Source organism: Kushneria marisflavi (assembly GCF_002157205.1).
Classification (GTDB): domain Bacteria; phylum Pseudomonadota; class Gammaproteobacteria; order Pseudomonadales; family Halomonadaceae; genus Kushneria; species Kushneria marisflavi.
Genome location: NZ_CP021358.1, coordinates 56,435 through 82,564 on the forward strand (window position 1 = coordinate 56,435; position 26,130 = coordinate 82,564).

Here is a 26,130-nt window from a genome sequence, read left to right on the forward strand (position 1 = left end):
TCATCGATATCCTAGGGTGCCATTGTAGCGACTACAGTCAATAAAATCATGATAAGACGCGTAATCATGATTTTACGGCTTGTTTCATAAATAAATTTACGTAATACGTAAATACGTAATAGTGTTTTTGTCACAATAAGGCGCTATAGTGGTGAAAAAACGCAGCCCTTCTCCAACAACATCAATCATTGGGCGTTACAGGGAACTCAGGAGGCCGTCATGGCACGAAGTGGCGTGCAATTCGAAGATGTACAGAGGGCGATAGAAACCCTCATCCAACGCGGTGATGTCCCAAGCGTTCAGCGCATACGCGAAGTTCTGGGCACCGGCAGTTTTACTACCATCAGTGACCACCTGCGGGAGTGGCGGGCCAGACGCGAGGAAAATCGTGATGTCCCCCTGCCGCAGGCCATCCCTGAACGCCTGCACGATGCGCTGGCCGGGCTGTGGCAGCAGGCGCAGGAGGAAGCCGGCGAAGCTCTGTCCTTCTATCGCCAGCAATCCGATGAGCAGGTAGAGCAGGCGCAAGAGGAAACACGGCAGGCCCAGCGACGTGTTGAAGATACCGAGCAGCGTCTGGCTGCCTTGAGTGAGCGCCTGGACAGCACGGCGGCGCGACTGGAAGAAAAGGCGACCAGTCTTGCCAGGCTTGAAAGCGAAGCGGCGCATCTGCGTGGCCAGCTTGAAGAGCGCGATCAGCGTCTGGCCATGCGTGATCGTCAGATCAATACGCTCAGCGAGGAGCGTGACCGCCTTGAGCGTGAACATCATGAAAATCTCGAGCAGCTCGATCAGACATACAAGCGACGACTGTCACAGGAAGAGTCACGTCATGAAAGCGCTGAAAATCGCCTGATGCAGCTGCTGGATAGCGCCCGTCATGAAAAGCAGGAGCTTGAAAAACAGGCACGTCGCCGACATGAGCAGCTCGAGGAGCGGATCGAAAAGATTACGGCTCAGATGGAGCAGCAGCGCCGCACGCTACAGGAAGAAGAGCGCAAGATGCGCGATTTGAGCCAGCACGCCCGCCACAATGAGCAACAGCTTCAGGAAAGTCGGGGGCGAGAAGACCATCTTTCAGGTCTGCTGGCAGAGCGTGACCAAGAGCTGGCGCGCTTGCGCACGGAACTTAGAGTGCTGCAGGAGCGTCTTTCCAAGGCACCCATACCGCCTTTCGTGTATTAAGAATGTGCATCGGCAGGCGATCATAAAAAACCCCGGCAAGCCGGGGTTTTTTTACGCCTGGAATTTGATGCTGTCAGGTAGCCCTGACACTGAATCAATAGTAGGCGTTGGTCGTATCGGTGTGGTCTGTCACATCACGGATCGCTGTCAGCTCGGGGATGCGCTCGGTCAAAGTCTTCTCGACACCCTGCTTGAGCGTGATATCCACTGCAGCGCAGCCCTGGCAGCCACCACCAAACTGGAGTACGGCGACATTGTCTTCGGTCAGCTGAATCAGGCGAATCTCGCCACCGTGAGCAGCCAGCCCCGGGTTGATCTCGCTATAAAGAATATAGTTGACGCGGTCTTCCAGTGGGCTGTCCTCGCTGACCTGCGGCATCTTGGCATTGGGGGCCTTGATGGTCAGCTGACCGCCCATGCGGTCGGCATTGAAATCAACCACGGCATCTTCCAGAAAGGCCACGCTGTGCTTTTCGAGAAAGAGGTCAAATTTTTCAAGCGGGATGCGCTCATCGCTTTCTTCTTCCTCGCCGGGCCTGCAATAGGCCAGACAGGTTTCCGCATAGGGCGTACCCGGCTGAGTGATAAAGACACGCACGCCGATGCCCTCGACGTCCTGACGCGAAAGCAGGTCGGCGAGATACTCCTGGGCGCTTTCGGTAATTTCGATGGTCTGACTCATTGACGGCCTCGTACGCAATCGCGGTAAAGAAATCTGTCGATATTTTATGCCAGCCAGCCGCTCGCGACAAATCCGAGTGCAATACTCGGGTAAATAAACCCGGCCTTCAAAGGCCTGCATCGCTTGATCCGGGGATATGCATGACCTTGGCTCACGCGCGTCGTGAATGTCTTTCAGGCAGTAAGTCTGTCTGGCTGTCAGGGGTTTGCTAGAATACGCCCTCTTTCACGACTGCCCCACTGTTTACCCGGAGATCACCTTCCATGCCCAAAGCTGCCGATTCGCCGGTTCTGGAGACGCTGACCCGTCTGATGTCGGATCGCATACTGATCCTTGATGGCGGTATGGGAACCATGATCCAGAATGAGCGGCTGACCGAACAGGACTTCCGCGGCGACCGCTTTTCGCACTGGGAAAGTGATCTCAAGGGCAATAACGATCTGCTGGTGCTCAGCCAGCCCAGGGTGATTACCCGTCTGCACCGCGAATATCTGGAAGCCGGTGCCGATATCGTCGAAACCAATACGTTTAACAGCACCCGACTCTCTCAGGCTGACTATCACGCCGAAGAGCTGGTGGTAGAGCTCAATTACGAGGCTGCGCGCCTGGCCCGGGCCGTGTGCGACGAGGTGGCCTCCGAGACCGGGGTGCCGCGCTTTGTGGCCGGCGTGCTGGGGCCTACAAGCCGAACCGCTTCAATTTCTCCGGATGTGAACGACCCTTCAAAGCGCAATGTCACCTTTGATGAACTGGTCGACAACTACGTTGAAGCTGCGCGGGCGCTGATCGAAGGCGGCAGCGATCTGATCCTGATCGAGACCATTTTCGATACGCTCAACGCCAAGGCGGCCATATACGCGCTCGATGTTCTGTTTGAAGAGCTTGGGTATCAGGTACCCATCATGATTTCGGGCACCATCACCGATGCTTCAGGGCGAACGCTGTCGGGGCAGACCACCGAGGCCTTCTGGAACTCCGTGCGCCATGCCCGCCCGATCAGCGTGGGACTCAATTGCGCCCTGGGTGCCGAAGATCTGCGCCCGTATCTCGAAGAGCTCTCGCGCCGCGCCAATACCCATGTGTCGGTACATCCCAATGCCGGCCTGCCCAATGAATTTGGCGAATACGATCAGGAAGCCGATGAGATGGCGGAGATCGTGCGCACCTTCGGTGAGCAGCAGCTGGTCAACATCATGGGCGGCTGTTGTGGAACCACGCCCGAGCATATTGCCGCCATCAAGCGGGTCATGACCGACCTGCCGCCGCGCAAGGTGCCCGATGTAGCTCCAGCCTGCCGTCTATCGGGGCTTGAGCCGTTTAACATCAACGCAAGATCGCTGTTCGTGAACGTGGGTGAGCGTACCAATGTGACCGGTTCTGCCCGATTCAAGCGGCTGATCAAGGAAGAAGACTTCAACACCGCGCTTGAGGTGGCACTTGAGCAGGTCGAAAACGGTGCTCAGGTCATCGACATCAACATGGATGAGGGGATGCTCGACTCGAAGGGGGCGATGGAGCATTTTCTCAAGCTCGTCGCTTCCGAGCCGGATATCTCGCGCGTGCCCATCATGATCGACTCTTCCAAATGGGAGATCATCGAAGCCGGCCTGAAATGCGTCCAGGGCAAGGCAGTCGTCAACTCGATCTCGATGAAGGAAGGCGAAGACAGTTTTCGTTACCAGGCCCGACAGTGTCGTCGTTTTGGTGCGGCCATCGTGGTCATGGCCTTTGACGAACAGGGTCAGGCCGACACCATGGCGCGCAAGACCGAGATCTGTGAGCGTGCCTATCGCATTCTGGTCGACGAGATTGATTTCCCGGCCGAGGACATCATCTTTGACCCCAATATCTTTGCCATCGCCACCGGCATCGAAGAGCACAACAATTACGCCGTCGATTTCATCGAGGCCACACGCTGGATCAAGCAGCACCTGCCCCATGCCATGATCTCGGGCGGTGTGTCGAACGTCTCCTTCTCCTTTCGCGGCAACAATACGGTTCGTGAGGCCATCCATTCGGTCTTCCTCTACCATGCCATTCATGCCGGCCTGACGATGGGAATCGTCAATGCCGGCCAGCTGGCGGTGTATGATGATCTGCCCGAAGAGCTGCGCAACGCCGTGGAAGATGTGGTGCTCAATCGTCGCGAGGATGCCACCGAGCGATTGCTGGACATCGCCGAGCGTTACAAGGATGACGGTAGCGGCCCCCAGAAAAAGGAAGATCTCGAGTGGCGCAGCTGGGAAGTTGAAAAACGCATCGAGCATGCGCTGGTCAAGGGCATTACCAGCTATATCGAGGAAGACACCGAGCTGGCACGCCAGCGGGCCAATCGCCCCATCGAGGTCATTGAAGGCCCGCTGATGGACGGCATGAACGTGGTGGGCGATCTGTTCGGCGCCGGCAAGATGTTTCTGCCCCAGGTGGTGAAGTCCGCCCGCGTCATGAAACAGGCCGTGGCGTACCTGATCCCGCACATCGAGGCCGAAAAGAGTGACGATGACCACAGCAAGGGCCGTATCATCATGGCCACGGTCAAGGGTGACGTTCACGATATCGGCAAGAACATCGTGGGTGTGGTGCTGCAGTGCAACAACTATGAAGTCATCGATCTGGGCGTCATGGTGCCCGCCGAGAAAATCTTTGCGGCCGCGCGCGAACATAACGCTCAGATTATCGGGCTTTCAGGTCTGATCACGCCGTCGCTGGATGAGATGGTGCACGTGGCGAAGGAAATGGAGCGTCAGGGCTTTGATATTCCGCTGCTGATCGGGGGCGCCACCACCTCCAAGGCCCATACGGCGGTCAAGATCGAGCCGGCCTACAGCCATCCCGTGGTTTATGTTACTGACGCTTCGCGCGCCGTCGGCGTGGCAAGCAAGCTGCTCTCGCCCGGGCTCAAGGAAGCCTATGTCGGCGAAATTCGGGCCGAGTATGAAAAGGTGCGTGAGCGTAACAGCAAACGTCGTCCCAAATCGGCGGATCTTAATTACGCTCAGGCCTGCGAGCGGCACTTCGATGGCGGCTGGTCCGACTATATCCCGCCGCAACCGGCCTTTACCGGGGTTCGTGTTTTCGACGACATCGATCTGAGGTCACTGGTCGACTACATCGACTGGACGCCCTTTTTCATGAGCTGGCAGCTGGCGGGTAAGTTCCCCAAAATTCTGGAAGATCACGTGGTAGGCGATGCCGCACGCAACCTGTACAAGGATGCGCGCGCGATGCTCGACAAGCTGATCGACGAGCGCCATCTGCAGGCGCGTGGCGTCATTGGTTTCTGGCCAGCCAATACGGTCGATCACGATGTTATCGAGGTGTATTCAGATGAGTCGCGTAGCGATGTCATTCATCAGCTTCATCACATTCGCCAGCAGACCACCAAAAATCGTGATGGTCTTTGCTATAGCCTGGCCGATTTCGTGGCGCCGAATGACAGCGAACGGGCCGACTGGATTGGCGGCTTTGCGGTCACGACAGGTCACGGCGCGGATGAGTTGGCCAGGCACTATGAGCAAAACGGCGATGACTACAACGCCATCATGGTCAAGGCGCTGGCGGATCGACTGGCCGAAGCACTGGCCGAACACATGCATGAGCGGGTGCGTCGCGAGCACTGGGGCTATGTCCCGGATGAAACGCTGGATAACGATGACCTGATCAACGAAAAATATCGCGGCATTCGACCGGCGCCCGGCTATCCGGCCTGTCCGGACCACACGGAAAAAGGCACTCTTTTCGAGATGCTCGATGCCACGAACAATACGGGGCTGACGCTGACCGAAAGCTTCGCCATGTGGCCTGCCGCGGCAGTGTCGGGCTGGTATTTCTCACATCCGCAGTCGCGTTATTTCTCGACCGGGCGCATCAGTCGCGATCAGATCGATGCGCTTGCCACGCGCAAGGACATGTCACGTGACACCATGGAGCGCTGGCTGTCCCCGATTCTGTCCTACAATCCTGACGAATAGTCCGGTTTTCCTGTCCTGTCCTGTCAGGTCATGAGCCCGTTAGCGGTCAATGTGTCGCGATAAAAAAAGGCCTCTCATTGAGAGGCTCTTTTGATATGACGGTCATGTGCCGGCAGCTGTTGATGGTAATGCTGGCACTTACGGCGCGCGACGGCGCTGATGCAGCTCACGGTTACGCTGGCGGGCACGATAGGATTTTTTCAGCATGACATAGGTCGCACCGAGCCCGCCATGACGTGGCTGGGCCGTGGCATAGGCCTGAACCTCGTCAAACTGCTCAAGCCATTTGCCCACATAGGAACGCACCACGTTGGCATGGCTTTCATCGCTTTTGCCACGACCGTGAACGATCATCACGCAACGCAGCTCATGCTGGTGCGCTTCACGGATAAATCTGAAAAGCTCGCGTCGACACTCGGCCACCGGGCGCTTTAACAGGTTCAATTGAGAGTCGACCTGATAGCCCCCATGACGCAGTTTCTCGATCACACCGGTTTGAATGCCGTCACGGCGAAACTCGATCGGGTCATTGACGGGCAGTAAATCGACAAATTCATCGGACAGGAAGTTGCTTTCCTGCTCACCATCCTGGGCGCTGGCGCGTCTGGCCAGTTGCGCCTCGCTGGGAGGTCGCGCACCGGTGTTACCGGCATCGGCGCGGTTGCGTCCCTTGTTCAGCGGAATGACATCAGCCATTTCATGAAAGAACAGCTGCTCATCGCGTTGATTGGCATTCATCGGGCTACTCCTCGCGTATTGGCCGGGTCACCAATAGGCTTTTCGTTCAAACAGGGGGACCGCCGTTTTGGCAGCATCAATGTCAGAGCGTCGCGTCGGGAATAAGGTATGAAGTGCCGAACCTCCCGGCCAATGCCGTTATGGGGTAATGGGTGTTTTCCTGTCGGATTCATTGTTCAGGGCTGACGCCATCGAAACATCCAGCGCTTCATGATAGCGCTGCTGGGCCGTGCGCATAATGTCAGCCACCTTACTATAGCCTTCCGGCGGTCGATATTGCTCGGGCATGGTCCAGGGCAGGCCCGCCACGATTTCGCTAAGGGTAAGCGTATCAAGCGATTTGGCCAGTACCCACTCATCTTCGTCACTGATCACGACCCAGCCCTGCTCTGACAATACGTTCAGTAGCCTGTGGTAGTGACCTCCCAGCCGTTTTCGCGCATTTGACGCTTTCAAGGCGCCCTCACCACGTACATGCCTCTGATGTAGCAGTGTCAGCATGCCCAAGGCCTGCCAGAACTGCGGCCAGCGACGCCAGTCGGCATGCTGGGTTTCTCCCAGCCACGCGGCCAGTTCTGCGCCCATCAAAATGATGAACCAGCTTAGAAAGATCCAGAGTAGAAAAAGTGGCACGGCAGCAAAAGCGCCATAAAGGATCTGATAGGAAGGAAAGTTGGTGACATAAATGGAAAAGCCCCACTTGGCCAGCTCCAGTGAAATCGATACCAATAGCGCACCCGCAGCAGCATGCTTGATACGCACGCGTGCGTTGGGCACGGTGACATAGATAAACCAGAAGGCCAGAAAGCTCAGAATCGGGGGTAAAAAGTGAAGGATCAAATCACTGCCTCCCAGCCAGGAGGCCGCTGAATTCAAAACGCTGATGGAGGCCAGATAGGAAGACAGCAAAAAGCCACTGCCGATCAGAATGGGACCCAGCGTCAATACCGCCCAGTAGACCAGAAACCCCATCAACCCATGGCGGTTGTGGCGAACACCCCAGATCCGATTGAGCGCATTTTCCACGGTCATCATCATTAAAATCGAGGTGATCAGCAAAAAGATGCCACCCACCATGGTCAGCCCGCGTGCCTGTTGGGTGAATCCGCGTAGCGTGTCCAGAATGGTCTGGCCGGTTTCGGGGACAAACTGCTGAAACACGAACTGCTGAATATGATCGCCGGCATCCTGAAAATCCGGGATGGCCGCAAACAGGGCATATACCACGGTGGTAAAGGGCACTACGGCAAACAGCGTGGTATAGGTCAGTGAGGCGGCCGTCTGAAGGCCGTCATGAGCGTTGAAGCGCTTGACGAGCTTGATGATTGCCCTGAACGGTGCCAGCAGGCACCACAGGGGTTGGGGTATGGAAAAACGTCTCACCTTGTCCTGCTCCTGACCATCAATGCTGGCTGTCTCCCTGAAACATAGCGACCGCCGGGGGCTCTGACCAATCGAATCTGAAGACAGCGCGGCCTGACAACCCTCAGCTCAATGGGCACAATAGGGCCACTCCTGCCAGAATTGGTCTTTATCGTTCCTACAAGGATAAGTCATGACCCGACCCTACGTACTGGTGCTCTACTACTCCCGACAGGGTGCAACACGAGATCTTGCTCGCCATATCGCTGCCGGGGTCGAATCGGTAGGCGGTATCGATGCGCGTCTTCGGACGGTGCCATCGGTTTCCCCCGAATGCGAGGCAGTGGCCAGCGATATCCCCGATGACGGCCCGGTCTATGCCAGTCATGATGACCTGCGTGACTGTGCCGGCCTTGCCATGGGCAGCCCAACACGCTTTGGCAACATGGCAGCGCCGCTCAAATACTTTCTGGATGGCACCAGTACGCTCTGGCTCAACGGAGCGCTGGTCGACAAGCCGGCCACGGTGTTTACTTCGACTTCCAGCATCCATGGCGGTCAGGAAAGCACCCTGCTGACGATGATGAATCCGCTTTTGCACCATGGCATGGTGATTGCCGGCATTCCCTACAGCGTCGATGAGATGTTTTCCACGCGGACCGGCGGCACGCCCTACGGAGGCAGCCATTTTGCCGGGCCGGACAGCGATCGCAGCATCGATGAACATGAGCGTGCATTGGCGATGGCACAGGGAAAACGTCTGGCCCAACTGGCGCTGGCACTTGAAACGATGCGAGGACAGTAACCGTGCTGTTTCGCACTTTTGAACAGCGTTATGGCGCCTCTGGCGCGCGGCAAAAGGCTCGTCGTGTCGTGACGGTCAGCTGGGTCGTTCTTGTGGTGGTAACGCTGATGACAGGGCTGATGCTGGCTCAGCAAGGCGGGGCTGAATCGCTGCTACCGGTACTGGTACGACTCGCACCACTGTTGCTTCTCGGTGTGGTGCTTCGCACCGAGCGCCGTCGTGGTTATGGCTGGCTGGCATTTGTCAGCGTGCTTTATATCATCCAGGGTGCCGTCATGCTGCAGTTGCCGGGGCTATGGTGGCTGGGGCTGGTTGAGGTACTTTCAGCCCTGACCCTGCTGCTCAGCGCCGGCAGCTATGCGTTGTACATCCATCGCTGGCAGCGTAATGATGGTACACCGGGCACCGGGTAAATCGCCTTTCAAGGAGGTGTATCAGACCCGGAACAATACTGCGAGGCAGATCGGATGATGCCTCTCGAAGCTTCAAGGAAACCATTCATGAGCACCATTTCTGACCTGCGTCGTGACTACACCGGGGACGCCCTCGATCAGGACAATACGCCTGAAACCCCCTGGCCTCTTTTTTCGGAATGGCTTAATGCAGCAGTAGAAAGTGAGCGTGATGATGCCAATGTCATGACACTGGCCACGGCTGACAATGAGGGGGTTCCACACGCGCGCATCGTGCTGCTCAAGGGGTTTGATGAGAACGGTCTGGTATTTTACACCAGCTACCAGAGCCACAAGGGCAGTGAGCTGGGGACCTGCCCGCATGCGGCGCTGGTATTCTGGTGGCCCACGCTGCAGCGTCAGGTACGCGTTGAGGGTCATGTGGAGCAGGTGTCGGAAGACACCTCGGATGCCTATTTCCACTCACGGCCAAGAGCGAGCCAACTGGGTGCCTGGATCTCCCAGCAAAGCGTCGAAATTCCGGGGCGACAATGGCTTGATGAGCGCACTCATCGCTTTGAGCGGGCCTATCAGGACCATGATATTGATCGTCCGCCACACTGGGGCGGTTATCGGGTGGTGCCGGTCATGGTGGAGTTCTGGCAGGGCCAGCCCAGTCGCCTGCATGATCGAATCCGCTATCGCTGGCGGTCAGCCGAAGGGCACTGGCTCAAAAGCCGGCTGGCACCCTGACAGTCATGCGCACGGCGGCCCGGGAACGCTCTTGAAAAAATGACCGATCGTGACACAAAAGCAGCGGCAGGCATGACGGTTGCTCGCAGCCAAAAACCCTTTGTCGAGCCACTGCGGCTCGGGGAGCGCCTGCGTGAAATCCGCCGCGCTCAGCAATTGACGCTTGAAGAAGTCAGCCGGCGTACCGGCGTGGCACGCTCAACGCTTTCAAAGATTGAAAACGATTTGATCTCGCCCAGTTTTGTAGTGGTGCAAAAATTGATGATCGGGCTCAAGCTGGATATGCCACAGCTTCTAAAAAGCCCGCATTGTGCTCCACGCAATGCTGGCCGTCGCGACCTGACCCGCTGTGGTGAGGGTGAGCTGCACCCCACGCCCACCTATGAACATGAGCTTTTATCGGCGCAGATGGCGCAAAAGCTCATGACCCCTTTCAAGACGATTGTTCATGCGCGCAGCATCGAAGCGTTTTCTGATTGGGTACGCCATGGCGGCGAAGAATTTTTACTCGTGCTGGAGGGTTCGATTCTGCTGTATAGCGAGTTTTATGAGCCTCTTCAGCTTGATGCCGGTGATAGCCTTTATTTCGACAGCGACATGGGGCATGCCAAGGTGTCCATCAGTGACGCCGATGCCCTCGTCCTTTCGGTATGCGCGCCAGGCGAGCGCGCCTGATCCCGGGTCAACGTTGTCACCCTCTCCGATCAAGTCATGACGGCAGGAAGCAATGACGACCTACAATGATGTTGCCCTGACCACCGATTTCATGAGTTCAGGGCGTTTACAGGAGCTGAGCATGGACCAACTGGACAAGCAGACCCGGACCGAGCTTGAGGCCGCTGCCTTTCGCCGGCTGCTCAAGCATCTCGATGACAATCGCGATGTGCAAAACATTGATTTGATGATTCTGGCCGACTTCTGTCGTAACTGTCTTTCAAAGTGGTTGGTGACAGCAGCCGAAGAGCGGCATGTAGAGCTTGATCTGGAAAGTGCTCGTGAGCACGTTTATGGCATGCCCTACAGTGAATGGAAGGCCAATCAGCCACCGGCCACTGAAGAGCAGCTCAAGGCGCTTGAGGCCCGTCAAAGGGCGAAGGAGAAGCCCTCCTCGTGAACGATGATTTCATACCGCTCGATATTGCCGTTTTAACCATCTCCGATACGCGTGATGAAAGCAGCGACCGCTCTGGCGCCCTGCTGATCGACGCTCTTGAGCGTGCCGGGCATCGCTGCGCCTTTCGCCGGATCATTCGAGATGAGCTCTATCAGATCCGCGCGGAAGTCGCGCGCCTGATCGCCGACCCGAAGGTGCAGGTCGTGATCACCACCGGTGGTACCGGCTTTACCGGCCGGGACTCCACGCCCGAAGCGGTCGGTGTTTTGTTCGATAGTCATATTGAAGGATTTGGCGAAATGTTTCGTCGACTCTCGCAGGATGATGTGGGCAGTTCGACCATACAGAGTCGGGCATTGGCAGGCTTTGCCAATCATACGGCCGTGTTTTGCCTGCCAGGCTCTACCGGCGCCTGTCGCACCGGCTGGAAAGGCATTCTCTTTGAACAGCTTGATAGCCGGCACAAGCCCTGCAACTTTGCCAACCTGGTGATTCCCGGACGAGGTCAGCATGGCGGGTAGTCATCGGCTACATACACCGCAGGAGGCACTCGAGGCACTGTCAGCCGATCTTGAACCGTTGCCCTGTGAATGGGTAAGGCTCGAAACGGCGGGCGATCGTGTGCTGGCGCAAACGCTTTATGCCCGGCATGACACGCCCCCTTTCGATAACAGCGCCATGGATGGCTATGCCCTGCGCGCTGCGGACAGTGGCAGGGTTTTAGGTGTCAGTCAGCGCATTATGGCCGGCCAGAGTGGCGTGGCGCTGGAAGAAGGGACCTGTGCTCGCATCTTTACCGGTGCTCCTCTACCTGAGGGCGCGGACAGCGTCATCATGCAGGAGGAAGTCGAGGCTCGTGACGAAGGCGTTTTGATTCCGGCCGGACTTGAGGTAGGCAACAGCGTTCGCCCGAAAGGCCGAGAAATCAGAGCCGGTGAAGCGCTGGTCTCCCGGGGGACCCGGCTCAATAGTGCCGCACTGGGCTTTCTGGCAGGTCAGGGATTTGACCGGGTACCGGTGTATCGAAAACCCAGGGTTGCCCTTCTGTTTACCGGCGATGAGCTAAAGCTGCCAGGCGAACCGCTTGAGCCCGGTCAGATTTATAATGGCAACCGGTTCATGCTGATGGACCTGCTGGTACGCTTTGGCGCCGAACTGGCGCTGGTGGAACAGGTGCCGGATACCCTCGAAGCCATGACCCGGGCACTTGAGCGTGCTTCGCATCAGGTAGACGTTATCGTGACGACCGGTGGTGTCTCGGTGGGCGATGCTGACTATGTGCGTCGTGCTCTGGAATCATTGGGAGAGCTGGATCTCTGGCGTTTATCAATTCGACCAGGCAAGCCGCTGGCGCTGGGGCATATCGATCAGTGTCGCTTCGTTGGGCTGGCGGGTAATCCGGTGTCGAGCTTTGTCGGTGCATGGCTCTTTTTGCGTCCGCTTTTGGGGGGCATGCAGGGATGTGACGAGATGAAGGCCCTGCCGGAAGTCACGGCTCAAGCGGATTTCGAGACCGAAACGGCCGGGCGCGATCATTACATGCGCGTCACTCTGCAGTGGGACGGTGATGGCTACCGCGCGCATGCATTTGAGGATCAGGACTCCTCCATCCTGCGCTCATGCGTGACGGCCAATGCACTGGCCGTCATCAAGGCACATTCGAAAATTGCGCTGGGTGAGCGCGTCAGGTGTCTTTTACTGGTCAGTTGATGCGGCGGCATGTTCGCATGCCGCCCGCTGCATCCATGGCCAGATCTCATGAAAGCTCTCTTCAAGCAGGGAATATTCCTGCTCAAGCCACGGCCTCAGCTCGGCCAGCCGATTGGGGCCTGACAGGCGAGTGCCCACGCCTGCAATGGCTCGGCAGGTAAACTCGAAACCTGCGTAGGCCTTGAGCCAGTTTTCACGACAAAGGTGATCGAAAAGACGTGTCTGTCGCTCGGGAACCATGTCTGCGTGACGACGAAGCACGTGATAAACGCGCTGATTGAGATCTTCGTCGTGGTGCAGCCTGGCCAGGAAGTGATCCCAGACAATATCGAGCGCAATGCCGCAAACACGTCGCTGTGGCCCGGGTGCCTGGCGCTTGAGCGCCAGAGTGGTGTCGTGCTGGTCGATCAGAGCATCCATCCTGCGGTGAAACCTTATGCCGCGCGCCAGTTCGGGATGGGCGGTTGCCGATACCGGTCCCTTGACCCCGTCAGCCACCAGATTACCCAGCAAGAAAAGGTCGCTGCCATGGCGAGCCAGCTGGGCATGAGCCAGAAAGTTCACGCGTTGACCTACAAACAGTTGGTAGGACGTGGCAGCCCGGCAAGTCGAGCTGCCACGCGCGCCGGGCTTTCAGGAAAAAGCGACATCAGATAAAGCGAGCTGCCCTTTTCTTCACCCAGTTGTTGGCGGGTCGCCTTGACCAGTGCCCGCATGGCCGGCGCCATCTCAAAGCGCGCGTAAAAGTCACGCAGCAGCTCGATGATTTCCCAGTGTTCGGGCGTCAATACGCGAGCCTCGCGTTCGGCCATTTTTTCGGCCACTTCAGGCGACCAGCATTCAATATCCTGCAGGTGGCCATCGCTATCCAGCGCGACGATCGTGCCATCAGCAAGTGTGAGCGTGTCCGTATCCGATGTCATGAATTCTGATGCCATGAAAATGAGGAGTGTAGTGTCATTGATTGACCATCAAGCCGGCACGATGATCAGAACCAGCTAACGGTACGATGCGTCGTGGCTGTCAGATCGACAAAGCCTGCCATGCTGACCCTCCTCGAGGCATCCGAGGGCGCAACACCACGCGATATGCAGTCTTCTTCCAGTACCCAGAGCTCGACGCCCCCGGGAAAATCGTCCAATGCGGTGCCATTGGCGGCATAGACGCCATCTTCGATGAGAAGGACATGATCACCTTCGCAAACCGCAGCAGCAAGCTCGTCAAGAATACGGGTCGCAAAGGGAGATCGATTGACCAGGTGAAGCGTGCTCATGATGACCCTCGTTGATGGAAGCAATGGTGCATTAAAAGCTCATGACCACATCGTGGCGGGCGATCATTTCCGCGATACAGCCCTGCTGACACCCCGGAATCAGCTGTTCGACGTCAATACCACGCGATTCAAATGAGTACTGGTCATACCAGAGAGGCTCGATGTCATAGAGTGACAGGCCTTCGAGCATGGCCGCACTGCCCTTCTGGCCCAGAGCGCCGCGCTGCTGCTGGGCCAGCAGTGCCAGAACCCCGTCGCCGCTGAACAGCAGGGTCGGTGGCTGGCCAAGCGCTGCGCCGACCAGTGCCGTCTCGAGGCCTTCACGCACCCAGCTCGAGCCATGCGGTGGGTGTCGCACGATCACCAGTATGCTTTTGGATTCCATGTGGTTACTGCCCTGTCCGTCATGCTTGCCTCAAGGGGCAAAGGTAATCAATCGATCATGCAAAAACGCGGCCTGCATGAGCTGCCCAAGCCCCGTCAATTCAAAGGGCGCTTCAAGGGTAGAATGTGAATGGCCATGACGACGCGCTTCACCCTCATCCAGCAAGCCGCGACGAACGGCCGAGGCCACGCAGACCAGAAGTTCACACTGCTGGGCCTTATGCAGCGCACGCCATCGCTCGAGAAGATGGGGCTCATCCCTTGGCGGTGTCATCATGCTGGCGGCATTGTAGATGCCGTCATGATAGAAAAAGACCGTTGCCACACGATGCCCCTGTGCCGGCAGGGCTTCGGCAAAACGCAGCGCACTATGTGAGGCCTGTTGGCTATAGGGCGCCCCCTGCACCATCAGAGCGTAGGTCAGTCCTTGAGACACCGGGATATTCCTCCAGAAACCAGCTTCCTGAAACAAAAAAACCCTGCCCGAAGGCAGGGTCTCATGTTACCAGATCATGGTGTCGCGATGGGTCAGTCGCTGGAAGTCAGGCCCAGAATCGACAGCAGGCTGATGAACAGATTGTAGATCGCCACATACAGGCTAATGGTGGCCAGAATGTAGTTGTTCTGTCCGCCATGAATCACCTGGCTGGTCTCGTAAAGGATCACGGCCGAGGCGAAAAGAACAAAGCCTGCGGACACGGCCAGTGCCAGACCGGAAATGTTGAAGATCATCGCCACCACCATGGCCAGAATCAGCACGATGGCTCCGGCCATGATGAAGTTGCTCAGGAAGCTGAAGTCCTTGCGGGTAATCAGCGCCACAGCCGACAGGCCGGCAAAGGTCACGGCCGTCATGCCCAGTGCGGTCATGATCAGCTGCGGGCCGTTGGAAAGCGTCAGGTAAGCGCTGAGAATCGGACCGAGGGTGAAGCCCATAAAGCCTGTAAAGGCGAAGGTCGCCAGCAGCCCGGCCGCCGAATTGGCTGTCTTGTGGACCAGAAACATCAATCCATAGGCGCCAATGAAGAAAACAAAAATGTTCATGCGCTGGATGCCCATCGACATCGCAATCCCGGCGGTAACGGCCGAGAACAGCAGCGTCATCGCCAGCAGCATATAGGTATTGCGCAATACCTTGTGTGATTCGACACTTCTGGCCCCGCTTTGCGAGACCCCATAGGTTCTATCGACCATGGATCACTCCCTGCATTGTGCCTGGTTGTGGTGGAATTTTAACCAAGAATGAGCTTCAAACGCTTTCTCTGCAAGCGATAACCCTTTTGATTGAATTAAGCTCCTTGACCTTTGCTGACAGGCTGTTAAGATGCATCGCCGTAAGCCGGAGGGATGGCAGAGCGGTTGAATGCACCGGTCTTGAAAACCGGCAAGGGTTAACGCCCTTCCAGGGTTCGAATCCCTGTCCCTCCGCCACTATTTGAAAGGCCTGCCAATTCATGATTGGCAGGCCTTTTTTCATTTCTGACGTCTTGCTGTTTTCGCTGTTCTGCCTTGTCTTGAGCACCTGAACAAAAACGCCGGGTTATTTCAGCTCCTCCGACTTCATCCTGCCGAACAACTTTTACACCTCAAAAATTTACAATCAGAACACCTGCACTTACTGTTGCCTCATTTACATGCATACCGAGGCAATGGCTTTGATACCCGTAAGTTTACAGCAAGCCTGTGATGCTGCTTCCGAGTCCTTTTCCGGTGAGGTCATTCAACAGCCGTGTGATTCTGGCGCTATGTGGCTGGAGCTCTGGCAGCACGGCCATAAGATGGATGAACTTTACCTTGACCAGGACATGCTGGAAGTCTTTATCAACCTTGAAGCCTATTATCGCCAACAGGGTATCGATAACAGTGCCGTGTATGCGTTTCAGAAGCTAAGTGATGCTGGTTGCTGACAAAACCATTCTGGTTGCAGAGTGATGATGCTTTGCCTAGGCTCATTTCAGGATGATCGAACGACACGGAGAGGTTCAAATGGCCAACAGCGGACGCGGTTTTACCAAGGGCAACATGGAACGCGAAAATGAGCATCAGGGCGAGAATCCGCCCGGTATCTTTAACGTTGGTGATCGCCCGGGCCATGCCGGTGAGTTTCAGGAGTGTACACCTCAGGGAGATCTGTTGGACGAATCAACACGTATTCAGCTTGATCACGACGACGAGCCATTGCCGCCGACCTCGCAGAAAAATAACAAGTGGCGTGTCATGAACTAGGACATGCCCTGAACATGAAATCGCCCGCTTCTACAGCGGGCGATTTTATGTCCGGATATCCGGGATTCACGAACCACGATTTAGCCGTGTAATCTCAAACCTACTCGTGTGACGTTATTGCCCTCAACATCCTGTACGACCCAGTGAATGCCGTGCCAGTCAATATCATCCCCTACTACAGGGTAGCCGCCGACACGCCGGGCAATGAAGGCTCCCAGCGTTTCCTCACGTTCCCAGCGCGACAGGGTCAGGCCATAGGCATCTGCCACATCGCCCATTGAGGCTTCGCCTGACAGCGCAAAAGCCCCGAAGAAATCACGTTCCCGCTTGAGCTCGGCATCGCCATTGAACAGGTGATTGATGGCATTGAGATCATGGGTTCGGGCGATGACGCAGGCCACATCGCTGGCCTGCAATCGGGTACTGCCGGTGGGGTGGATCATGACGTGTTCACGGAAAATGGCGGCCACAACGGCGCCGGAAGGAAAGCGAAGCATTCTAAGCGGCGTATTTTCAACGCGCTTGCTGTCCACCTTGTAAACGAACATCTCATAATCATCTTCAGGCAGCACGCCCAGCAGACGACGGCGTGCCGGGGCGGTTTCTGCAGGTACCTCGACCTTGAGCCAGCGAGCCATATGACCAATCGTGGTGCCCTGCATGATGAGTGAAATCAGCACCACGAAGAAGGCCACATTAAAATAAAGCGAGGCATTTTCAACGCCTGCGATCACCGGAAAGATGGCCAGAACAATCGGCACGCCGCCACGTAACCCGACCCATGAGATAAAGGCAAGTTCTCGCCAGCGAAAGCCGAAAAAGGGTTTTAGGCTCAGCAATACCGACAGGGGTCTCGCCACAAAAATCAGTATTATGGCGACCAAAACGCTGGACCAGGCATAGTCGACCATTTCACTGGGCGTGACCAGAAGCCCCAGGGTCAGGAAAAGCCCGATTTGACTCAGCCAGGCCAGCCCATCATGCACCGGCAAAATGAACTCGAGGTGCTTGCCGCGGATATTCCCAATCATGACGCCGGCCAGGTAGATGGCCAGAAAGCCGCTGCCACCCAGCATGTTGGTCAGTGCGAAAACGCTGAAGCCCATGGCGGCGGCCAACAATGAATAAAGCCCTGGTGCCAGATCAAGCCAGCGCAGCAGGCGACCCAGTAGCCAGCCGCTGGCAATGCCGGCCAGAGCACCGATGCCGAACTGCTCGATGAACATTAAAAGCGTGCCGGACACACTGTCGATGGAGCCTGCCAGTGTCTGCGACAGAATCAGGGTTAGAAAGATGGCCATTGGATCGTTGGTGCCTGACTCAATCTCAAGTGTTGCCCCCACACGCTCGTTGAGACGAATGCCCTGACCGCTGAGCATTGAAAATACGGCCGCGGCGTCCGTTGACCCGACAATGGCCCCGACCAGCAGCCCCTGAAAGATGCTGAGATCAAACACCCACATGGCAAACAGGCCGGTCAGGCCACTGGTCAGAAAGACGCCGAGCGTGGCCAGCGACAGCGCTGGTCGCAGCCCTACCCTGAAGGTTTTCATGCGTGTGCGCAGGCCGCCGTCCAGCAGGATCATGGCGAGGGCCAGCTGGCCGATCAGGTAGGCCAGGTTATAGTCACTGAAGTTGATCAGCCCCAATCCATCAACACCGGCCAGCATGCCAATACCCAGAAACAGGGGAAGTAATGGCAGGCCAATACGCGCAGATACCCGGCTGGCCAGAATGCTCATGGCCACCAGTAATCCACCAATCAGGAATATGCTGTTAAAGTCGGTCACGGCGTCTCGTTAATAACCTCTTGTCATAAGCCGTAGTGTGCCACGAACGCTTGTCTTTATCATCCAGGCTCCCGGTGAAAGGCAAAGACCAGGCATGTCATGGCGACAGACACGCTTATTGATAGTTCAGCCAGCAGCGGGCATCACGTATTTCCGCCCAGGGACAGGGCCCAAAGCAGTTGAATCGCCACAGGATGGCTCGACAAATCAGTCGGTGTGCATTGATATCGATAACATCGCAGAACTGCCAGTAGCGGTCCAGAAAATGACGCTGCTGATCAGGCTCGGTGATCAAGAGCTCGATCAGTGCCCAGTCGAACTCTCGCGGTGCCCATACCAGTGCCTCCCAGTCACTCCAGCACCAGTCCGTAGCACCCTGTATGAACTGGTCATCACGTAGATCAGGCAGACTCCAAACAGCGGTTGCCGGTTCGGGGATTTGGGCCGGGAGGTCGCGCAGCACCTCCGGTGGCGCGTATTGATCCAGATAGCGCCTCACCTTTCGGGGCCATGTCGACAGCGGCCAGATGTCGGCCAGTGGATGGCCCCACCCCGACACCGGAACTGCGTGAAGACGTCCGATCTGCTCCCCCAGACGTGAGGTAAACGACGTGTTCATGGTCGCGGTACGTCCGGCGCGCCACGGTAGACTCCAGACGGGTGCCCCCTGAAGCTCGCCCAGCCAGGTCATGGGCAGCGGCAGCATGGGCAAATGCGCCGGCAGATTGCCGGCCAGACGCGTCAGGTGTTCGGCGTGTTGCCAGCGATCAAACCCGAACAGCGCCCACAGGCCGTGCCAGAACGGATCATTGATACCGGTGCGCGCCATGCGAATCATTTCCGGCGACAGCGCCTCGCTTTTCCAGCGCCAGTTGGAGGCATCTTCCCAGTCCAGTGGCTGAGCAATGAGCTGTCGTCCCAGAAAAAACGAGAGTCGCTCGGTCAGTTCGCACGGTGGTGTCATTCAAGGCAGCCTTTTTTAATGAAGTGCACCGAAAACGGTTGGCCTCTTTTTAGTATGCAAATAACGTCCTGATAAAAAAGTCCTTTATGCCGATAGCGGAAATAATGTGTCAGTCATGCATGAAATCATGGTCGACATGGTCATGGGGCGCTAGACTCGGCGATGTTCGAACGGGGTGTATCGAGACATATCGATGCTGAGAGTGGTCAGCCACAACCCGCAAGGCGTTCAAACAGCGCCCATTACCTGATCCGGTTCATGCCGGCGGAGGGATTTCGAATCACGCACGCCGTGCCCTTCGCCCTTTAAAAAGGGCTGCCATGCCATTATCAGATTCCTCTTCCAGTGCCCTCGCGCCCGATGGGCTTCGTGTACAGAAGGCACGTCTTGCCTTTGGCACTCGAGTGCTGTTTGACGATATCTCCCTGTCTCTTCCGTCGTCCAGCTGGAGCTGCCTGCTGGGTCGAAGCGGGTGTGGCAAGAGTTCGCTTTTGCGCATGATGGCCGGACTTGAGGTTGCCAGTGATGCCCACCTGTCGCTGGTGGATACCGATGACCACCCTTTCGAGCAGCGCATTGCCTGGATGGGTCAGCAGGACCTGCTGCTGCCCTGGCGCCGCGTCATCGATAATGTGCAGCTGGGAGCGGTCATGCGCGGCGAGCGACATGATCGTGACCGGGCCATGTCGCTTCTTGAAAAGGTTGGCCTTGACTGGGCGGCCAACAGCTATCCGCAAACTCTGTCCGGCGGTGAGCGCGCTCGAATTGCTCTGGCGCGTACCCTGTTTGAGCAGGCAGCGCTGGTGTTGATGGATGAGCCCTTCGCTGCGCTGGATGCCATGACCCGCCTCGATATTCATGCCCAGGCCTGCGAACTGCTGTCAGACCGTATTGTACTAATGGTGACGCATGATCCCCTCGAGGCACTGCGACTGAGTGATCAATTGCTGGTCATGCGGGGTAGCCCTGCCCGTATCGAGCAAATCATGCCGCCACAGGGCGTTCCACCGCGTGATCCGGCAGCAACCTCGATCAGTCATCATCACGGCGAGCTTCTAAAGGCGCTGATGGAGCAGGCCTCATGACGCGATCTCTCTATCCCGCCCTGCTGCGACTGATGCTGGCGACCACGTTGCTGGTGGGGCTCTGGCAATTGATCGTAATTCTGGGCGCGCCGCGCTACATGCTGCCGGCGCCCTTGAGTGTCCTGCATACCCTTATCGAACAGTCCGGGCTTTTATGGCATCACGCACTGGTCACGCTCGGTGAAATCGTGGCCGGTTTTCTCTGCGGCACGCTTCTGGGCACGGTGACAGCTCTGACCCTATCGAGATGGGCCTTTCTGCGTTCGACCGTTCTGCCGTTGCTGTTGCTGACCCAGGCCATTCCGGTCTTTGCCATTGCACCGCTGTTGGTGCTCTGGTTCGGTTACGGACCGGGGTCGAAGGTCGTCATGGCGACATTGATCATCTACTTCCCTATCGCCTCGACCTGCTACGACGGCCTGCGTCAGACCCAGCCCGGCTGGCTTGATCTGGTCACCACCATGGGGGGCAGTGCCAATCGCCAGCTTTTCTACATTCGACTGCCGGCCGCCCTGCCATCTCTGGCGTCCGGACTTCGTATGGCCGCGACTGCTGCCCCCATCGGCGCCATCATCGGTGAGTGGGTAGGTTCCAGCGCCGGGCTTGGATATCTCATGCTTCAGGCCAACGGCCGCATGCAGACCGATCTGATGTTTGCTGCCCTGATCGTGCTGCTGCTGATCACCATCACGCTGTACTTTACTGTCGATCGTCTGTGTCGTCTGGCCATGCCCTGGCAGCCGGATCACACCGGCAGACACACGTTAATCAATGGAGAGAGATCATGAAAAGAGTACGGGATCGTTTATGGTTCGCGGCGCTCATGACCGTTTTGCTGACCGGTGCCGTTAGAGCCGATGAGAGGACTGACGAAAACGCACCGGCACCGCTGTCCTCGCCTCCCGAGTCGTCCCTGCGTCTGATGCTGGACTGGTACGTCAACCCAAGTCACGGACCAATCATCATTGCCCAGCAAAAGGGATATTTTCGTGACCTTGGCCTGAACGTCACCATTGATGCTCCAGCCGACCCGACCGCGCCACCCAAGCTGGTCGCCGCAGGCCGCGAGGATCTGGCGCTGGGATATCAACCTCAGCTGCATCTGCAGGTTGATGAGGGGCTTCCGATCAAACGTGTCGGCACATTGATCGGTACCCCACTGAACGTACTGATGGTAAGCGCCGACAGTGATATTCATCAGATTGAGGATCTCAAGGGCAAGCGGATCGGCTACTCGGTTGGGGGTGTCGAAGAGGTTCTGCTGGCGGCGATGCTCAAGCATTCCGGCCTTGATATGAGCGATGTCGAACTCGTCAACGTCAACTTTGCCCTGACGCCTGCCCTGTTGAGCCAACAGGTTGATGCCGTAACAGGTGCCTTTCGCAATTTCGAGCCGGCTCAACTGGCGCAGGAAGGGGTTGAAGGACGCGCCTTTTTTATTGAGGAAGAAGGCGTTCCCATCTATGACGAGCTGATCTTTCTGGCCAACACCGAAACGCTGGATGAAAAGCGTCCGCTGATATCGCGCTTTTTGAAGGCCGTTGAGAAGGCCACGATGTGGATCGTGAATCATCCCGAGCAGAGCTGGGAGACGTTCAAGACGTATGACCGATCACTGGATAACGAGGTCAATCATAAGGCCTGGGAAGCCAGCATTGCTCGCTTCGCACTTCGCCCGGCAGCGTTGGACACGGCGCGCTATCGTGATTTCGAGAATTTTCTGCTGGATCGCGGCGTCATCAAAAAACGAGCACCGGTTGATCGACTGGCAGAAGATATCAACGCCACTGGTCGGTGAGAGAGAACAAGGCAGCTGAATGCCTTCAGGATTCGGGCCCGGAAGCCGCTTCCTGAAGGCATTTCTGAATACGGCGTTGTTTACAATCCTTATTATAATAGTCAACTTTTATGTGTTACTTTTATTCCCGTTTCGGCGATCGATCAAGAGAGAGTCATGCCATCAACGTCCCACCACGAACATTTTGAGCGCGTGCGCCAGGATCACCAGCGTGAACTGGTGGAGGACTATGTCGAGGAAATAGCGCATCTGCATCGCCATCTGGGAGAAGCACGTGCCAGCGACCTTGCTGATCGTTTTGGCGTCAGTCCTGCCGCAGTGTCCAAGGTGGTCACGCGTCTAAAACGGGATGGATTGGTCAATGCACGCCCCTACCGCGGAATTTTTCTGACTGATCAGGGTGAAGAGCTGGCTCACAAGGTGGCAGCGCGCCATCGGGTCGTGCTTCAGGCGCTTCTGGCTTTGGGGGTCCCCGAGAGCATTGCACGGGCCGATTCCGAAGGGATCGAGCATCACTGCAGCGATGAAACCGTGGCGGCCATGCACCGTTTTCTGGCCGATAATCCTCACCTGGTACCGGATTCCATTTCCCGCATGACCAGCCGTTAACGTTTCCTGCTTCCCGTCCTGTCGTTTCAATACCTATCCTGAATGAAGCGCCCTGCCTGCGGCATGTCCTACTGTTGCAGGCTCACTCATATTCTCGTGTTCCAGTACGACGCTATCATCAGCGTCGGGAGACTCAGGTCATGTCGTCTCATTCAAGAGAGCAGATGCATCCGCCGCTGGCGGATACGCCGCTGGTCTTCATTGATCTTGAAACCACCGGCACACGTGCCACTCGCGACCGTATTACCGAGATCGCTGCACTTCGTATACTGGACGGTCAGATCGTTGACCGCTTCGAATCTCTGGTAGACCCGGGGATCGACATTCCCGAACGCATTGCCACGTTGACCGGCATCGACAATGCACTGGTCACCGGTGCGCCCGGTTTCGAGGATATCGCCGACAGATTCGAACAATGGCTGGGAGATGGCTGGCTGATTGCCCATAACGCTCGCTTTGATTACAGCTTCCTGCGCAATGAGTTTCGACGACTGGGTCGGGAATTTCGACGACGCGTTATCTGTACGCTCAAGCTGTCGCGAGCGCTGGATAAAAGCTCGCACCATCATGGGCTGGATGCCCTTTTGACACGTTATCAGCTCGAGCCCCATCCGCCACGCCACAGGGCGATGGGAGATACCATGACGCTGTTTTCCGTCTGGCAATACTGGGCGCGTCATCACTGCGTTGAACAGATCGAGAAGCTGGTGCTTGATCAGGAGCGCCGGCGTAGTCTTCCTGCCCAGCTTGATCCCGGCCTGCTCGATGAACTCCCGTCGCGCCCTGGGGTGTATCTCTTTTATGGACACAATCAGCTGCCGCTTTATGTCGGCAAGAGCGTCAATCTACGTTCAAGAGTGTTGAGCCACTTCAACAACGATCACCGCAACGATCGTGAAATGAAGATCTGCCAGCAGACCCGGCACCTTGAATGGCATGAAACGGCAGGTGATCTTGGCGCGCAGCTTCTTGAGGCCCGTCTGATCAAGCAGCTCTCCCCGATCTATAATCGTCGGCTACGCCGCAGTGCCGGACTACATACCTGGTACTGGCCGTTGGAGGCACGGGCGCCACAGCTTGCCGGGCAAAAAACGCTGCATGAAGATGTCTCGGGCACGCGCTATGGCATGTTCCGGTCACGAAAGGAAGCGACTCAGGCCCTGACCAGTATTGTTGAGCAACAGCGCCTTTGCCCACGGGTAATGGGGCTGGAGCGCGGCAAGGGACGCTGTTTTGCCTATCAGATTGGCCGTTGTGCCGGAGCCTGCTGTGGTCAGGAAAGTCTGGAGGCGCACACGCAGCGCGCTCGTGAGGCGCTTGAGGGACTGCGCATTCGCCATTGGCCGTGGGAAGGCCGCGTTGCTTTCAGGGAAACAGCCAGTGATCAGGACGTGGTCTACCATCTGGTGGATCACTGGTGCTACCTGGGCAGCGTGGAACAGCTGGACCAGGCGCCGGCTACGGACGAGATCGCCTTTGATGCCGACACCTATAAAATCCTCACGCGCTTTTTGGCCAACGAGCATGAGAATATCAGTGTCATCCCGCTTGAAGGCTGAACAACAAGCGGGATGACTAAGAGCGATGCGCCCTGTTTCGATCAGCCCTTTTTCGACTGGTCCTTCAAAAAGGTGTCAATGGCCTTGAGAAAGGCTTCGGGCTGTTCTGCATGAAGCCAGTGGCCGGCACCGCTGATGGTGTCGACTCGAGACTCTGGCATGATTTCGGCAATCACGAGTAATGCATCGTCCGTGATATAGCTGGAACGCTCTCCCCTCAGAACCAGCGTCGGCCCCTTGTAGGGCGTGTCTCCACCCGGTGGCGCCACAATATCGCTGTAGCCTTCCTCGATAAAATCAAGACCGACACGCCAGCCGAGAATGCCCTGATCATCGCGCACCAGGTTGGTGGCCAGAAACTGTCGGGTGGTCCGATCATCGACGGCCTCGGCCATCGCGTCATCGGCCTCCTTTCGTGATTCCGGCAAGGCGTCCTCGACCAGACGATGGGCCTGAAAGACATCATTGTGACCGTGTTCATAGGCCACGGGTGCGATGTCAGCCACGATCAAGCGCGCAATCCGCTCGGGGTGACGCCTTGCAAGCGTCATGGCCACCTTGCCCCCCATGGAATGCCCCAACAGATCACACTGCCGGATATCAAGACGATCCAGAACGCCCAGTACGTCTGCGGCCATATCCTCGTAGTGCATGCCGGGCGCATGTGGAGACCGGCCGTGATTGCGAAGGTCCATGGCCACCACGCGCCGTGTCTGGCGCCAGTGCTTGATGTGAGAGCGCCAGTTGTCCGCGCTGCCAAAAAGGCCGTGCAAAACCACGAGCGGCGAAGTTTCGGCCTGCTCCGGCGCGCCAGAATCCACGTAGTGAAGCTCGATACTCATGAAGTCTCCGTCACTGTGTTGCGATTGATGCAGCGGTTATCCCTGAACATGCATCATCAGTGTTCCATTTCATCCGAGGGCATGGTTTCCACACCTGAAAGTTGAAGCAGACAGCGCTTCAGCCAGATCAGCAACATGGCATAAAGGGGAAGAAACAGCAGCAGGCTGATGGTCAGTTTCACACCATAGTCGACCACCGCTATTTCGATCCAGTGTTCGGCCATGAAGGGGTCGGGACTGTGCCAGAACGCCACGAAAAAGAAGATAAAAGTATCCAGCAAATTTCCCAGAATCGTGGAGCCGACCGGCGCCAGCCACCAGGGTTGCATCCGTCTCAATCGGTCAAATACCAGAATGTCCAGCGCCTGCCCCAGGGCGTAAGCCATGAAACTTGCCAGCGCAATACGCCCGACAAAAAGATTGAAGGTCCATAGCGATTCCAGCCCACGCCACTGCCCCTGCTGGAATAAAACGGAGACCAGATAAGAGACCACCAGAGCCGGTAGCATGACACGGGCGATGAGACGTCTTGCCGCATGTCGTCCCATCAAACGCACGGTAAGATCAGTGGCAAGAAACAAAAAGGGAAAGCTGAAGGCGCCCCAGGTGGTATGAAACCCCAAAAGCGTAATGGGCAGTTGAACCAGGTAATTGCTCGCGGCAATCACCAGAATATGAAAGATACAGAGCACCAAAAGCGCAATACGCATTCTGGCATAGTCAAATATGAGCATTATCAGGTTTTTTAATCGATTTCTGTGAACCAGAAAGGTATAAAATCATCTAACCGTGAGCGCTAATCCAGAGGCCGTTTGATGAGCGAGTTGCTTAGCCTGTTCATCAGGGTCATGGCACACGGTACTGCATTGTTGGAGCGCCGAGCGCTGT

The 26,130-nt window shown here is 56.9% G+C and carries 29 protein-coding genes and 1 tRNA gene; 17 read left to right on the forward strand and 13 right to left on the reverse strand.

What is annotated here, in order from left to right; all coding sequences use genetic code 11:
- The first annotated feature begins 219 nt into the window (after positions 1-219).
- Positions 220-1,185 (forward strand): DNA-binding protein, encoded by a 966-nt coding sequence (locus B9H00_RS00290; RefSeq protein ID WP_086898967.1) that lies wholly within the window; start codon positions 220-222, stop codon positions 1,183-1,185.
- Between the two features lie 94 nt (positions 1,186-1,279).
- Here B9H00_RS00290 and nfuA read toward each other — a convergent pair whose 3' ends face one another.
- Positions 1,280-1,867 (reverse strand): Fe-S biogenesis protein NfuA, encoded by a 588-nt coding sequence (gene nfuA / locus B9H00_RS00295; RefSeq protein WP_086898968.1) that lies wholly within the window; start codon positions 1,865-1,867, stop codon positions 1,280-1,282.
- Between the two features lie 263 nt (positions 1,868-2,130).
- Between nfuA and metH the strand changes: the two genes are divergently transcribed.
- Positions 2,131-5,838 (forward strand): methionine synthase, encoded by a 3,708-nt coding sequence (gene metH, locus B9H00_RS00300; protein WP_086898969.1) that lies wholly within the window; start codon positions 2,131-2,133, stop codon positions 5,836-5,838.
- Between the two features lie 138 nt (positions 5,839-5,976).
- Here metH and smrA read toward each other — a convergent pair whose 3' ends face one another.
- Both smrA and B9H00_RS00310 read right to left on the reverse strand, forming a co-directional pair.
- The gene (gene smrA / locus B9H00_RS00305) at positions 5,977-6,576 is read right to left on the reverse strand and encodes a DNA endonuclease SmrA (RefSeq protein WP_086898970.1); all 600 of its coding nucleotides are present in this window, start codon (positions 6,574-6,576) and stop codon (positions 5,977-5,979) included.
- A gap of 138 nt (positions 6,577-6,714) precedes the next feature.
- Positions 6,715-7,959: a YihY family inner membrane protein gene (locus B9H00_RS00310; RefSeq protein ID WP_157663147.1), complete on the reverse strand. Its 1,245-nt coding sequence runs from the start codon at positions 7,957-7,959 to the stop codon at positions 6,715-6,717.
- Positions 7,960-8,131: 172 nt separating this feature from the next.
- On the opposite strand from B9H00_RS00310, the gene wrbA reads away from it, so the two are divergent.
- The 7 genes from wrbA (at position 8,132) to B9H00_RS00345 (ending at position 12,712) form a co-directional block, all read left to right on the forward strand.
- A complete protein-coding gene (wrbA, locus tag B9H00_RS00315; RefSeq protein WP_086898972.1) occupies positions 8,132-8,743 on the forward strand; it encodes an NAD(P)H:quinone oxidoreductase in 612 nt (203 codons plus the stop codon).
- 2 nt (positions 8,744-8,745) lie between these two features.
- Positions 8,746-9,156, forward strand: coding sequence for a DUF2069 domain-containing protein (locus B9H00_RS00320; RefSeq protein WP_086898973.1), 411 nt, complete (start codon positions 8,746-8,748; stop codon positions 9,154-9,156).
- 87 nt (positions 9,157-9,243) lie between these two features.
- The gene (pdxH, locus tag B9H00_RS00325) at positions 9,244-9,888 is read left to right on the forward strand and encodes a pyridoxamine 5'-phosphate oxidase (RefSeq protein WP_086898974.1); all 645 of its coding nucleotides are present in this window, start codon (positions 9,244-9,246) and stop codon (positions 9,886-9,888) included.
- 72 nt (positions 9,889-9,960) lie between these two features.
- On the forward strand, positions 9,961-10,563 hold the full coding sequence (locus tag B9H00_RS00330) for a helix-turn-helix domain-containing protein (RefSeq protein WP_236944311.1): 603 nt from the start codon (positions 9,961-9,963) through the stop codon (positions 10,561-10,563).
- A gap of 121 nt (positions 10,564-10,684) precedes the next feature.
- Complete coding sequence (locus tag B9H00_RS00335) at positions 10,685-11,002, forward strand: DUF1244 domain-containing protein (RefSeq protein WP_086901616.1); 318 nt, start codon at positions 10,685-10,687, stop codon at positions 11,000-11,002.
- Entirely contained in the window at positions 10,999-11,523 is a 525-nt protein-coding gene (gene moaB, locus B9H00_RS00340) for a molybdenum cofactor biosynthesis protein B (RefSeq protein WP_086898976.1), read from the forward strand. The genes B9H00_RS00335 and moaB overlap by 4 nt, the downstream gene beginning before the upstream one ends.
- Positions 11,513-12,712: a molybdopterin molybdotransferase MoeA gene (locus B9H00_RS00345; protein ID WP_086898977.1), complete on the forward strand. Its 1,200-nt coding sequence runs from the start codon at positions 11,513-11,515 to the stop codon at positions 12,710-12,712. Before moaB ends, B9H00_RS00345 begins: the two co-directional genes overlap by 11 nt.
- Here the strand turns inward: B9H00_RS00345 and B9H00_RS00350 are convergent.
- From B9H00_RS00350 to B9H00_RS00375, 6 genes are all read right to left on the reverse strand, one after another.
- Entirely contained in the window at positions 12,698-13,276 is a 579-nt protein-coding gene (locus tag B9H00_RS00350; RefSeq protein WP_086898978.1) for an acyl carrier protein phosphodiesterase, read from the reverse strand. The genes B9H00_RS00345 and B9H00_RS00350 overlap by 15 nt on opposite strands.
- Before the next feature lie 8 nt (positions 13,277-13,284).
- Complete coding sequence (locus B9H00_RS00355) at positions 13,285-13,635, reverse strand: TusE/DsrC/DsvC family sulfur relay protein (protein WP_086901617.1); 351 nt, start codon at positions 13,633-13,635, stop codon at positions 13,285-13,287.
- Positions 13,636-13,700: 65 nt separating this feature from the next.
- Positions 13,701-13,985, reverse strand: a complete 285-nt coding sequence (gene tusB / locus B9H00_RS00360; protein ID WP_086898979.1) for a sulfurtransferase complex subunit TusB — start codon at positions 13,983-13,985, stop codon at positions 13,701-13,703.
- Positions 13,986-14,016: 31 nt separating this feature from the next.
- Positions 14,017-14,370, reverse strand: a complete 354-nt coding sequence (locus B9H00_RS00365) for a DsrE family protein (protein WP_086898980.1) — start codon at positions 14,368-14,370, stop codon at positions 14,017-14,019.
- A gap of 30 nt (positions 14,371-14,400) precedes the next feature.
- Positions 14,401-14,793, reverse strand: a complete 393-nt coding sequence (gene tusD, locus B9H00_RS00370) for a sulfurtransferase complex subunit TusD (protein ID WP_086901618.1) — start codon at positions 14,791-14,793, stop codon at positions 14,401-14,403.
- Between the two features lie 104 nt (positions 14,794-14,897).
- Positions 14,898-15,563, reverse strand: coding sequence for a Bax inhibitor-1/YccA family protein (locus tag B9H00_RS00375; protein ID WP_086898981.1), 666 nt, complete (start codon positions 15,561-15,563; stop codon positions 14,898-14,900).
- A 147-nt stretch (positions 15,564-15,710) separates the two neighbouring features.
- On the opposite strand from B9H00_RS00375, the gene B9H00_RS00380 reads away from it, so the two are divergent.
- From B9H00_RS00380 to B9H00_RS00390, 3 genes are all read left to right on the forward strand, one after another.
- A tRNA-Ser gene (locus B9H00_RS00380) sits at positions 15,711-15,800 on the forward strand.
- Positions 15,801-16,003: 203 nt separating this feature from the next.
- Positions 16,004-16,276 carry a hypothetical protein gene (locus B9H00_RS00385; RefSeq protein ID WP_147376521.1) on the forward strand — a complete coding sequence of 91 codons (273 nt, stop codon included), beginning with the start codon at positions 16,004-16,006 and terminating at the stop codon, positions 16,274-16,276.
- Between the two features lie 79 nt (positions 16,277-16,355).
- Positions 16,356-16,595, forward strand: coding sequence for a hypothetical protein (locus B9H00_RS00390; RefSeq protein ID WP_086898983.1), 240 nt, complete (start codon positions 16,356-16,358; stop codon positions 16,593-16,595).
- 80 nt (positions 16,596-16,675) lie between these two features.
- Here B9H00_RS00390 and B9H00_RS00395 read toward each other — a convergent pair whose 3' ends face one another.
- Together B9H00_RS00395 and B9H00_RS00400 are read right to left on the reverse strand one after the other, a co-directional pair.
- The gene (locus B9H00_RS00395) at positions 16,676-18,337 is read right to left on the reverse strand and encodes a potassium/proton antiporter (protein ID WP_236944434.1); all 1,662 of its coding nucleotides are present in this window, start codon (positions 18,335-18,337) and stop codon (positions 16,676-16,678) included.
- 163 nt (positions 18,338-18,500) lie between these two features.
- On the reverse strand, positions 18,501-19,349 hold the full coding sequence (locus B9H00_RS00400; protein WP_086898985.1) for a hypothetical protein: 849 nt from the start codon (positions 19,347-19,349) through the stop codon (positions 18,501-18,503).
- 320 nt (positions 19,350-19,669) lie between these two features.
- Between B9H00_RS00400 and B9H00_RS00405 the strand changes: the two genes are divergently transcribed.
- The 5 genes from B9H00_RS00405 to B9H00_RS00425 all read left to right on the forward strand — a co-directional run bounded on the left by B9H00_RS00405 (position 19,670) and on the right by B9H00_RS00425 (position 24,400).
- A complete protein-coding gene (locus tag B9H00_RS00405) occupies positions 19,670-20,434 on the forward strand; it encodes an ABC transporter ATP-binding protein (RefSeq protein WP_086898986.1) in 765 nt (254 codons plus the stop codon).
- Positions 20,431-21,222, forward strand: coding sequence for an ABC transporter permease (locus tag B9H00_RS00410; protein ID WP_086898987.1), 792 nt, complete (start codon positions 20,431-20,433; stop codon positions 21,220-21,222). The genes B9H00_RS00405 and B9H00_RS00410 overlap by 4 nt, the downstream gene beginning before the upstream one ends.
- Entirely contained in the window at positions 21,219-22,232 is a 1,014-nt protein-coding gene (locus B9H00_RS00415) for an ABC transporter substrate-binding protein (RefSeq protein WP_086898988.1), read from the forward strand. Before B9H00_RS00410 ends, B9H00_RS00415 begins: the two co-directional genes overlap by 4 nt.
- 156 nt (positions 22,233-22,388) lie before the next feature.
- Positions 22,389-22,841, forward strand: a complete 453-nt coding sequence (gene mntR, locus B9H00_RS00420; RefSeq protein ID WP_086898989.1) for a manganese-binding transcriptional regulator MntR — start codon at positions 22,389-22,391, stop codon at positions 22,839-22,841.
- A 140-nt stretch (positions 22,842-22,981) separates the two neighbouring features.
- Positions 22,982-24,400 carry a 3'-5' exonuclease family protein gene (locus tag B9H00_RS00425; protein ID WP_236944312.1) on the forward strand — a complete coding sequence of 473 codons (1,419 nt, stop codon included), beginning with the start codon at positions 22,982-22,984 and terminating at the stop codon, positions 24,398-24,400.
- 41 nt (positions 24,401-24,441) lie between these two features.
- On the opposite strand, the gene B9H00_RS00430 is transcribed toward B9H00_RS00425, so the two are convergent.
- Positions 24,442-25,242, reverse strand: a complete 801-nt coding sequence (locus B9H00_RS00430) for an alpha/beta fold hydrolase (protein ID WP_086898991.1) — start codon at positions 25,240-25,242, stop codon at positions 24,442-24,444.
- 56 nt (positions 25,243-25,298) lie between these two features.
- Entirely contained in the window at positions 25,299-25,976 is a 678-nt protein-coding gene (locus B9H00_RS00435; RefSeq protein ID WP_086898992.1) for a 7-cyano-7-deazaguanine/7-aminomethyl-7-deazaguanine transporter, read from the reverse strand.
- Positions 25,977-26,130: the final 154 nt, after the last annotated feature.

What these genes read in the sequence shown, in the direction of transcription:
- B9H00_RS00290 (WP_086898967.1), top strand. Translation starts at nt 220, where the DNA reads ATGGCACGAAGTGGCGTGCAATTCGAAGATGTACAGAGGGCGATAGAA.
- nfuA (WP_086898968.1), bottom strand. Translation starts at nt 1,867, where the DNA reads ATGAGTCAGACCATCGAAATTACCGAAAGCGCCCAGGAGTATCTCGCC.
- metH (WP_086898969.1), top strand. Translation starts at nt 2,131, where the DNA reads ATGCCCAAAGCTGCCGATTCGCCGGTTCTGGAGACGCTGACCCGTCTG.
- smrA (WP_086898970.1), bottom strand. Translation starts at nt 6,576, where the DNA reads ATGAATGCCAATCAACGCGATGAGCAGCTGTTCTTTCATGAAATGGCT.
- wrbA (WP_086898972.1), top strand. Translation starts at nt 8,132, where the DNA reads ATGACCCGACCCTACGTACTGGTGCTCTACTACTCCCGACAGGGTGCA.
- pdxH (WP_086898974.1), top strand. Translation starts at nt 9,244, where the DNA reads ATGAGCACCATTTCTGACCTGCGTCGTGACTACACCGGGGACGCCCTC.
- B9H00_RS00330 (WP_236944311.1), top strand. Translation starts at nt 9,961, where the DNA reads ATGACGGTTGCTCGCAGCCAAAAACCCTTTGTCGAGCCACTGCGGCTC.
- B9H00_RS00335 (WP_086901616.1), top strand. Translation starts at nt 10,685, where the DNA reads ATGGACCAACTGGACAAGCAGACCCGGACCGAGCTTGAGGCCGCTGCC.
- B9H00_RS00345 (WP_086898977.1), top strand. Translation starts at nt 11,513, where the DNA reads ATGGCGGGTAGTCATCGGCTACATACACCGCAGGAGGCACTCGAGGCA.
- B9H00_RS00355 (WP_086901617.1), bottom strand. Translation starts at nt 13,635, where the DNA reads ATGACATCGGATACGGACACGCTCACACTTGCTGATGGCACGATCGTC.
- tusB (WP_086898979.1), bottom strand. Translation starts at nt 13,985, where the DNA reads ATGAGCACGCTTCACCTGGTCAATCGATCTCCCTTTGCGACCCGTATT.
- B9H00_RS00365 (WP_086898980.1), bottom strand. Translation starts at nt 14,370, where the DNA reads ATGGAATCCAAAAGCATACTGGTGATCGTGCGACACCCACCGCATGGC.
- B9H00_RS00375 (WP_086898981.1), bottom strand. Translation starts at nt 15,563, where the DNA reads ATGGTCGATAGAACCTATGGGGTCTCGCAAAGCGGGGCCAGAAGTGTC.
- B9H00_RS00385 (WP_147376521.1), top strand. Translation starts at nt 16,004, where the DNA reads ATGCATACCGAGGCAATGGCTTTGATACCCGTAAGTTTACAGCAAGCC.
- B9H00_RS00390 (WP_086898983.1), top strand. Translation starts at nt 16,356, where the DNA reads ATGGCCAACAGCGGACGCGGTTTTACCAAGGGCAACATGGAACGCGAA.
- B9H00_RS00395 (WP_236944434.1), bottom strand. Translation starts at nt 18,337, where the DNA reads ATGAGCATTCTGGCCAGCCGGGTATCTGCGCGTATTGGCCTGCCATTA.
- B9H00_RS00400 (WP_086898985.1), bottom strand. Translation starts at nt 19,349, where the DNA reads ATGACACCACCGTGCGAACTGACCGAGCGACTCTCGTTTTTTCTGGGA.
- B9H00_RS00405 (WP_086898986.1), top strand. Translation starts at nt 19,670, where the DNA reads ATGCCATTATCAGATTCCTCTTCCAGTGCCCTCGCGCCCGATGGGCTT.
- B9H00_RS00410 (WP_086898987.1), top strand. Translation starts at nt 20,431, where the DNA reads ATGACGCGATCTCTCTATCCCGCCCTGCTGCGACTGATGCTGGCGACC.
- B9H00_RS00415 (WP_086898988.1), top strand. Translation starts at nt 21,219, where the DNA reads ATGAAAAGAGTACGGGATCGTTTATGGTTCGCGGCGCTCATGACCGTT.
- mntR (WP_086898989.1), top strand. Translation starts at nt 22,389, where the DNA reads ATGCCATCAACGTCCCACCACGAACATTTTGAGCGCGTGCGCCAGGAT.
- B9H00_RS00425 (WP_236944312.1), top strand. Translation starts at nt 22,982, where the DNA reads ATGTCGTCTCATTCAAGAGAGCAGATGCATCCGCCGCTGGCGGATACG.
- B9H00_RS00430 (WP_086898991.1), bottom strand. Translation starts at nt 25,242, where the DNA reads ATGAGTATCGAGCTTCACTACGTGGATTCTGGCGCGCCGGAGCAGGCC.
- B9H00_RS00435 (WP_086898992.1), bottom strand. Translation starts at nt 25,976, where the DNA reads ATGCTCATATTTGACTATGCCAGAATGCGTATTGCGCTTTTGGTGCTC.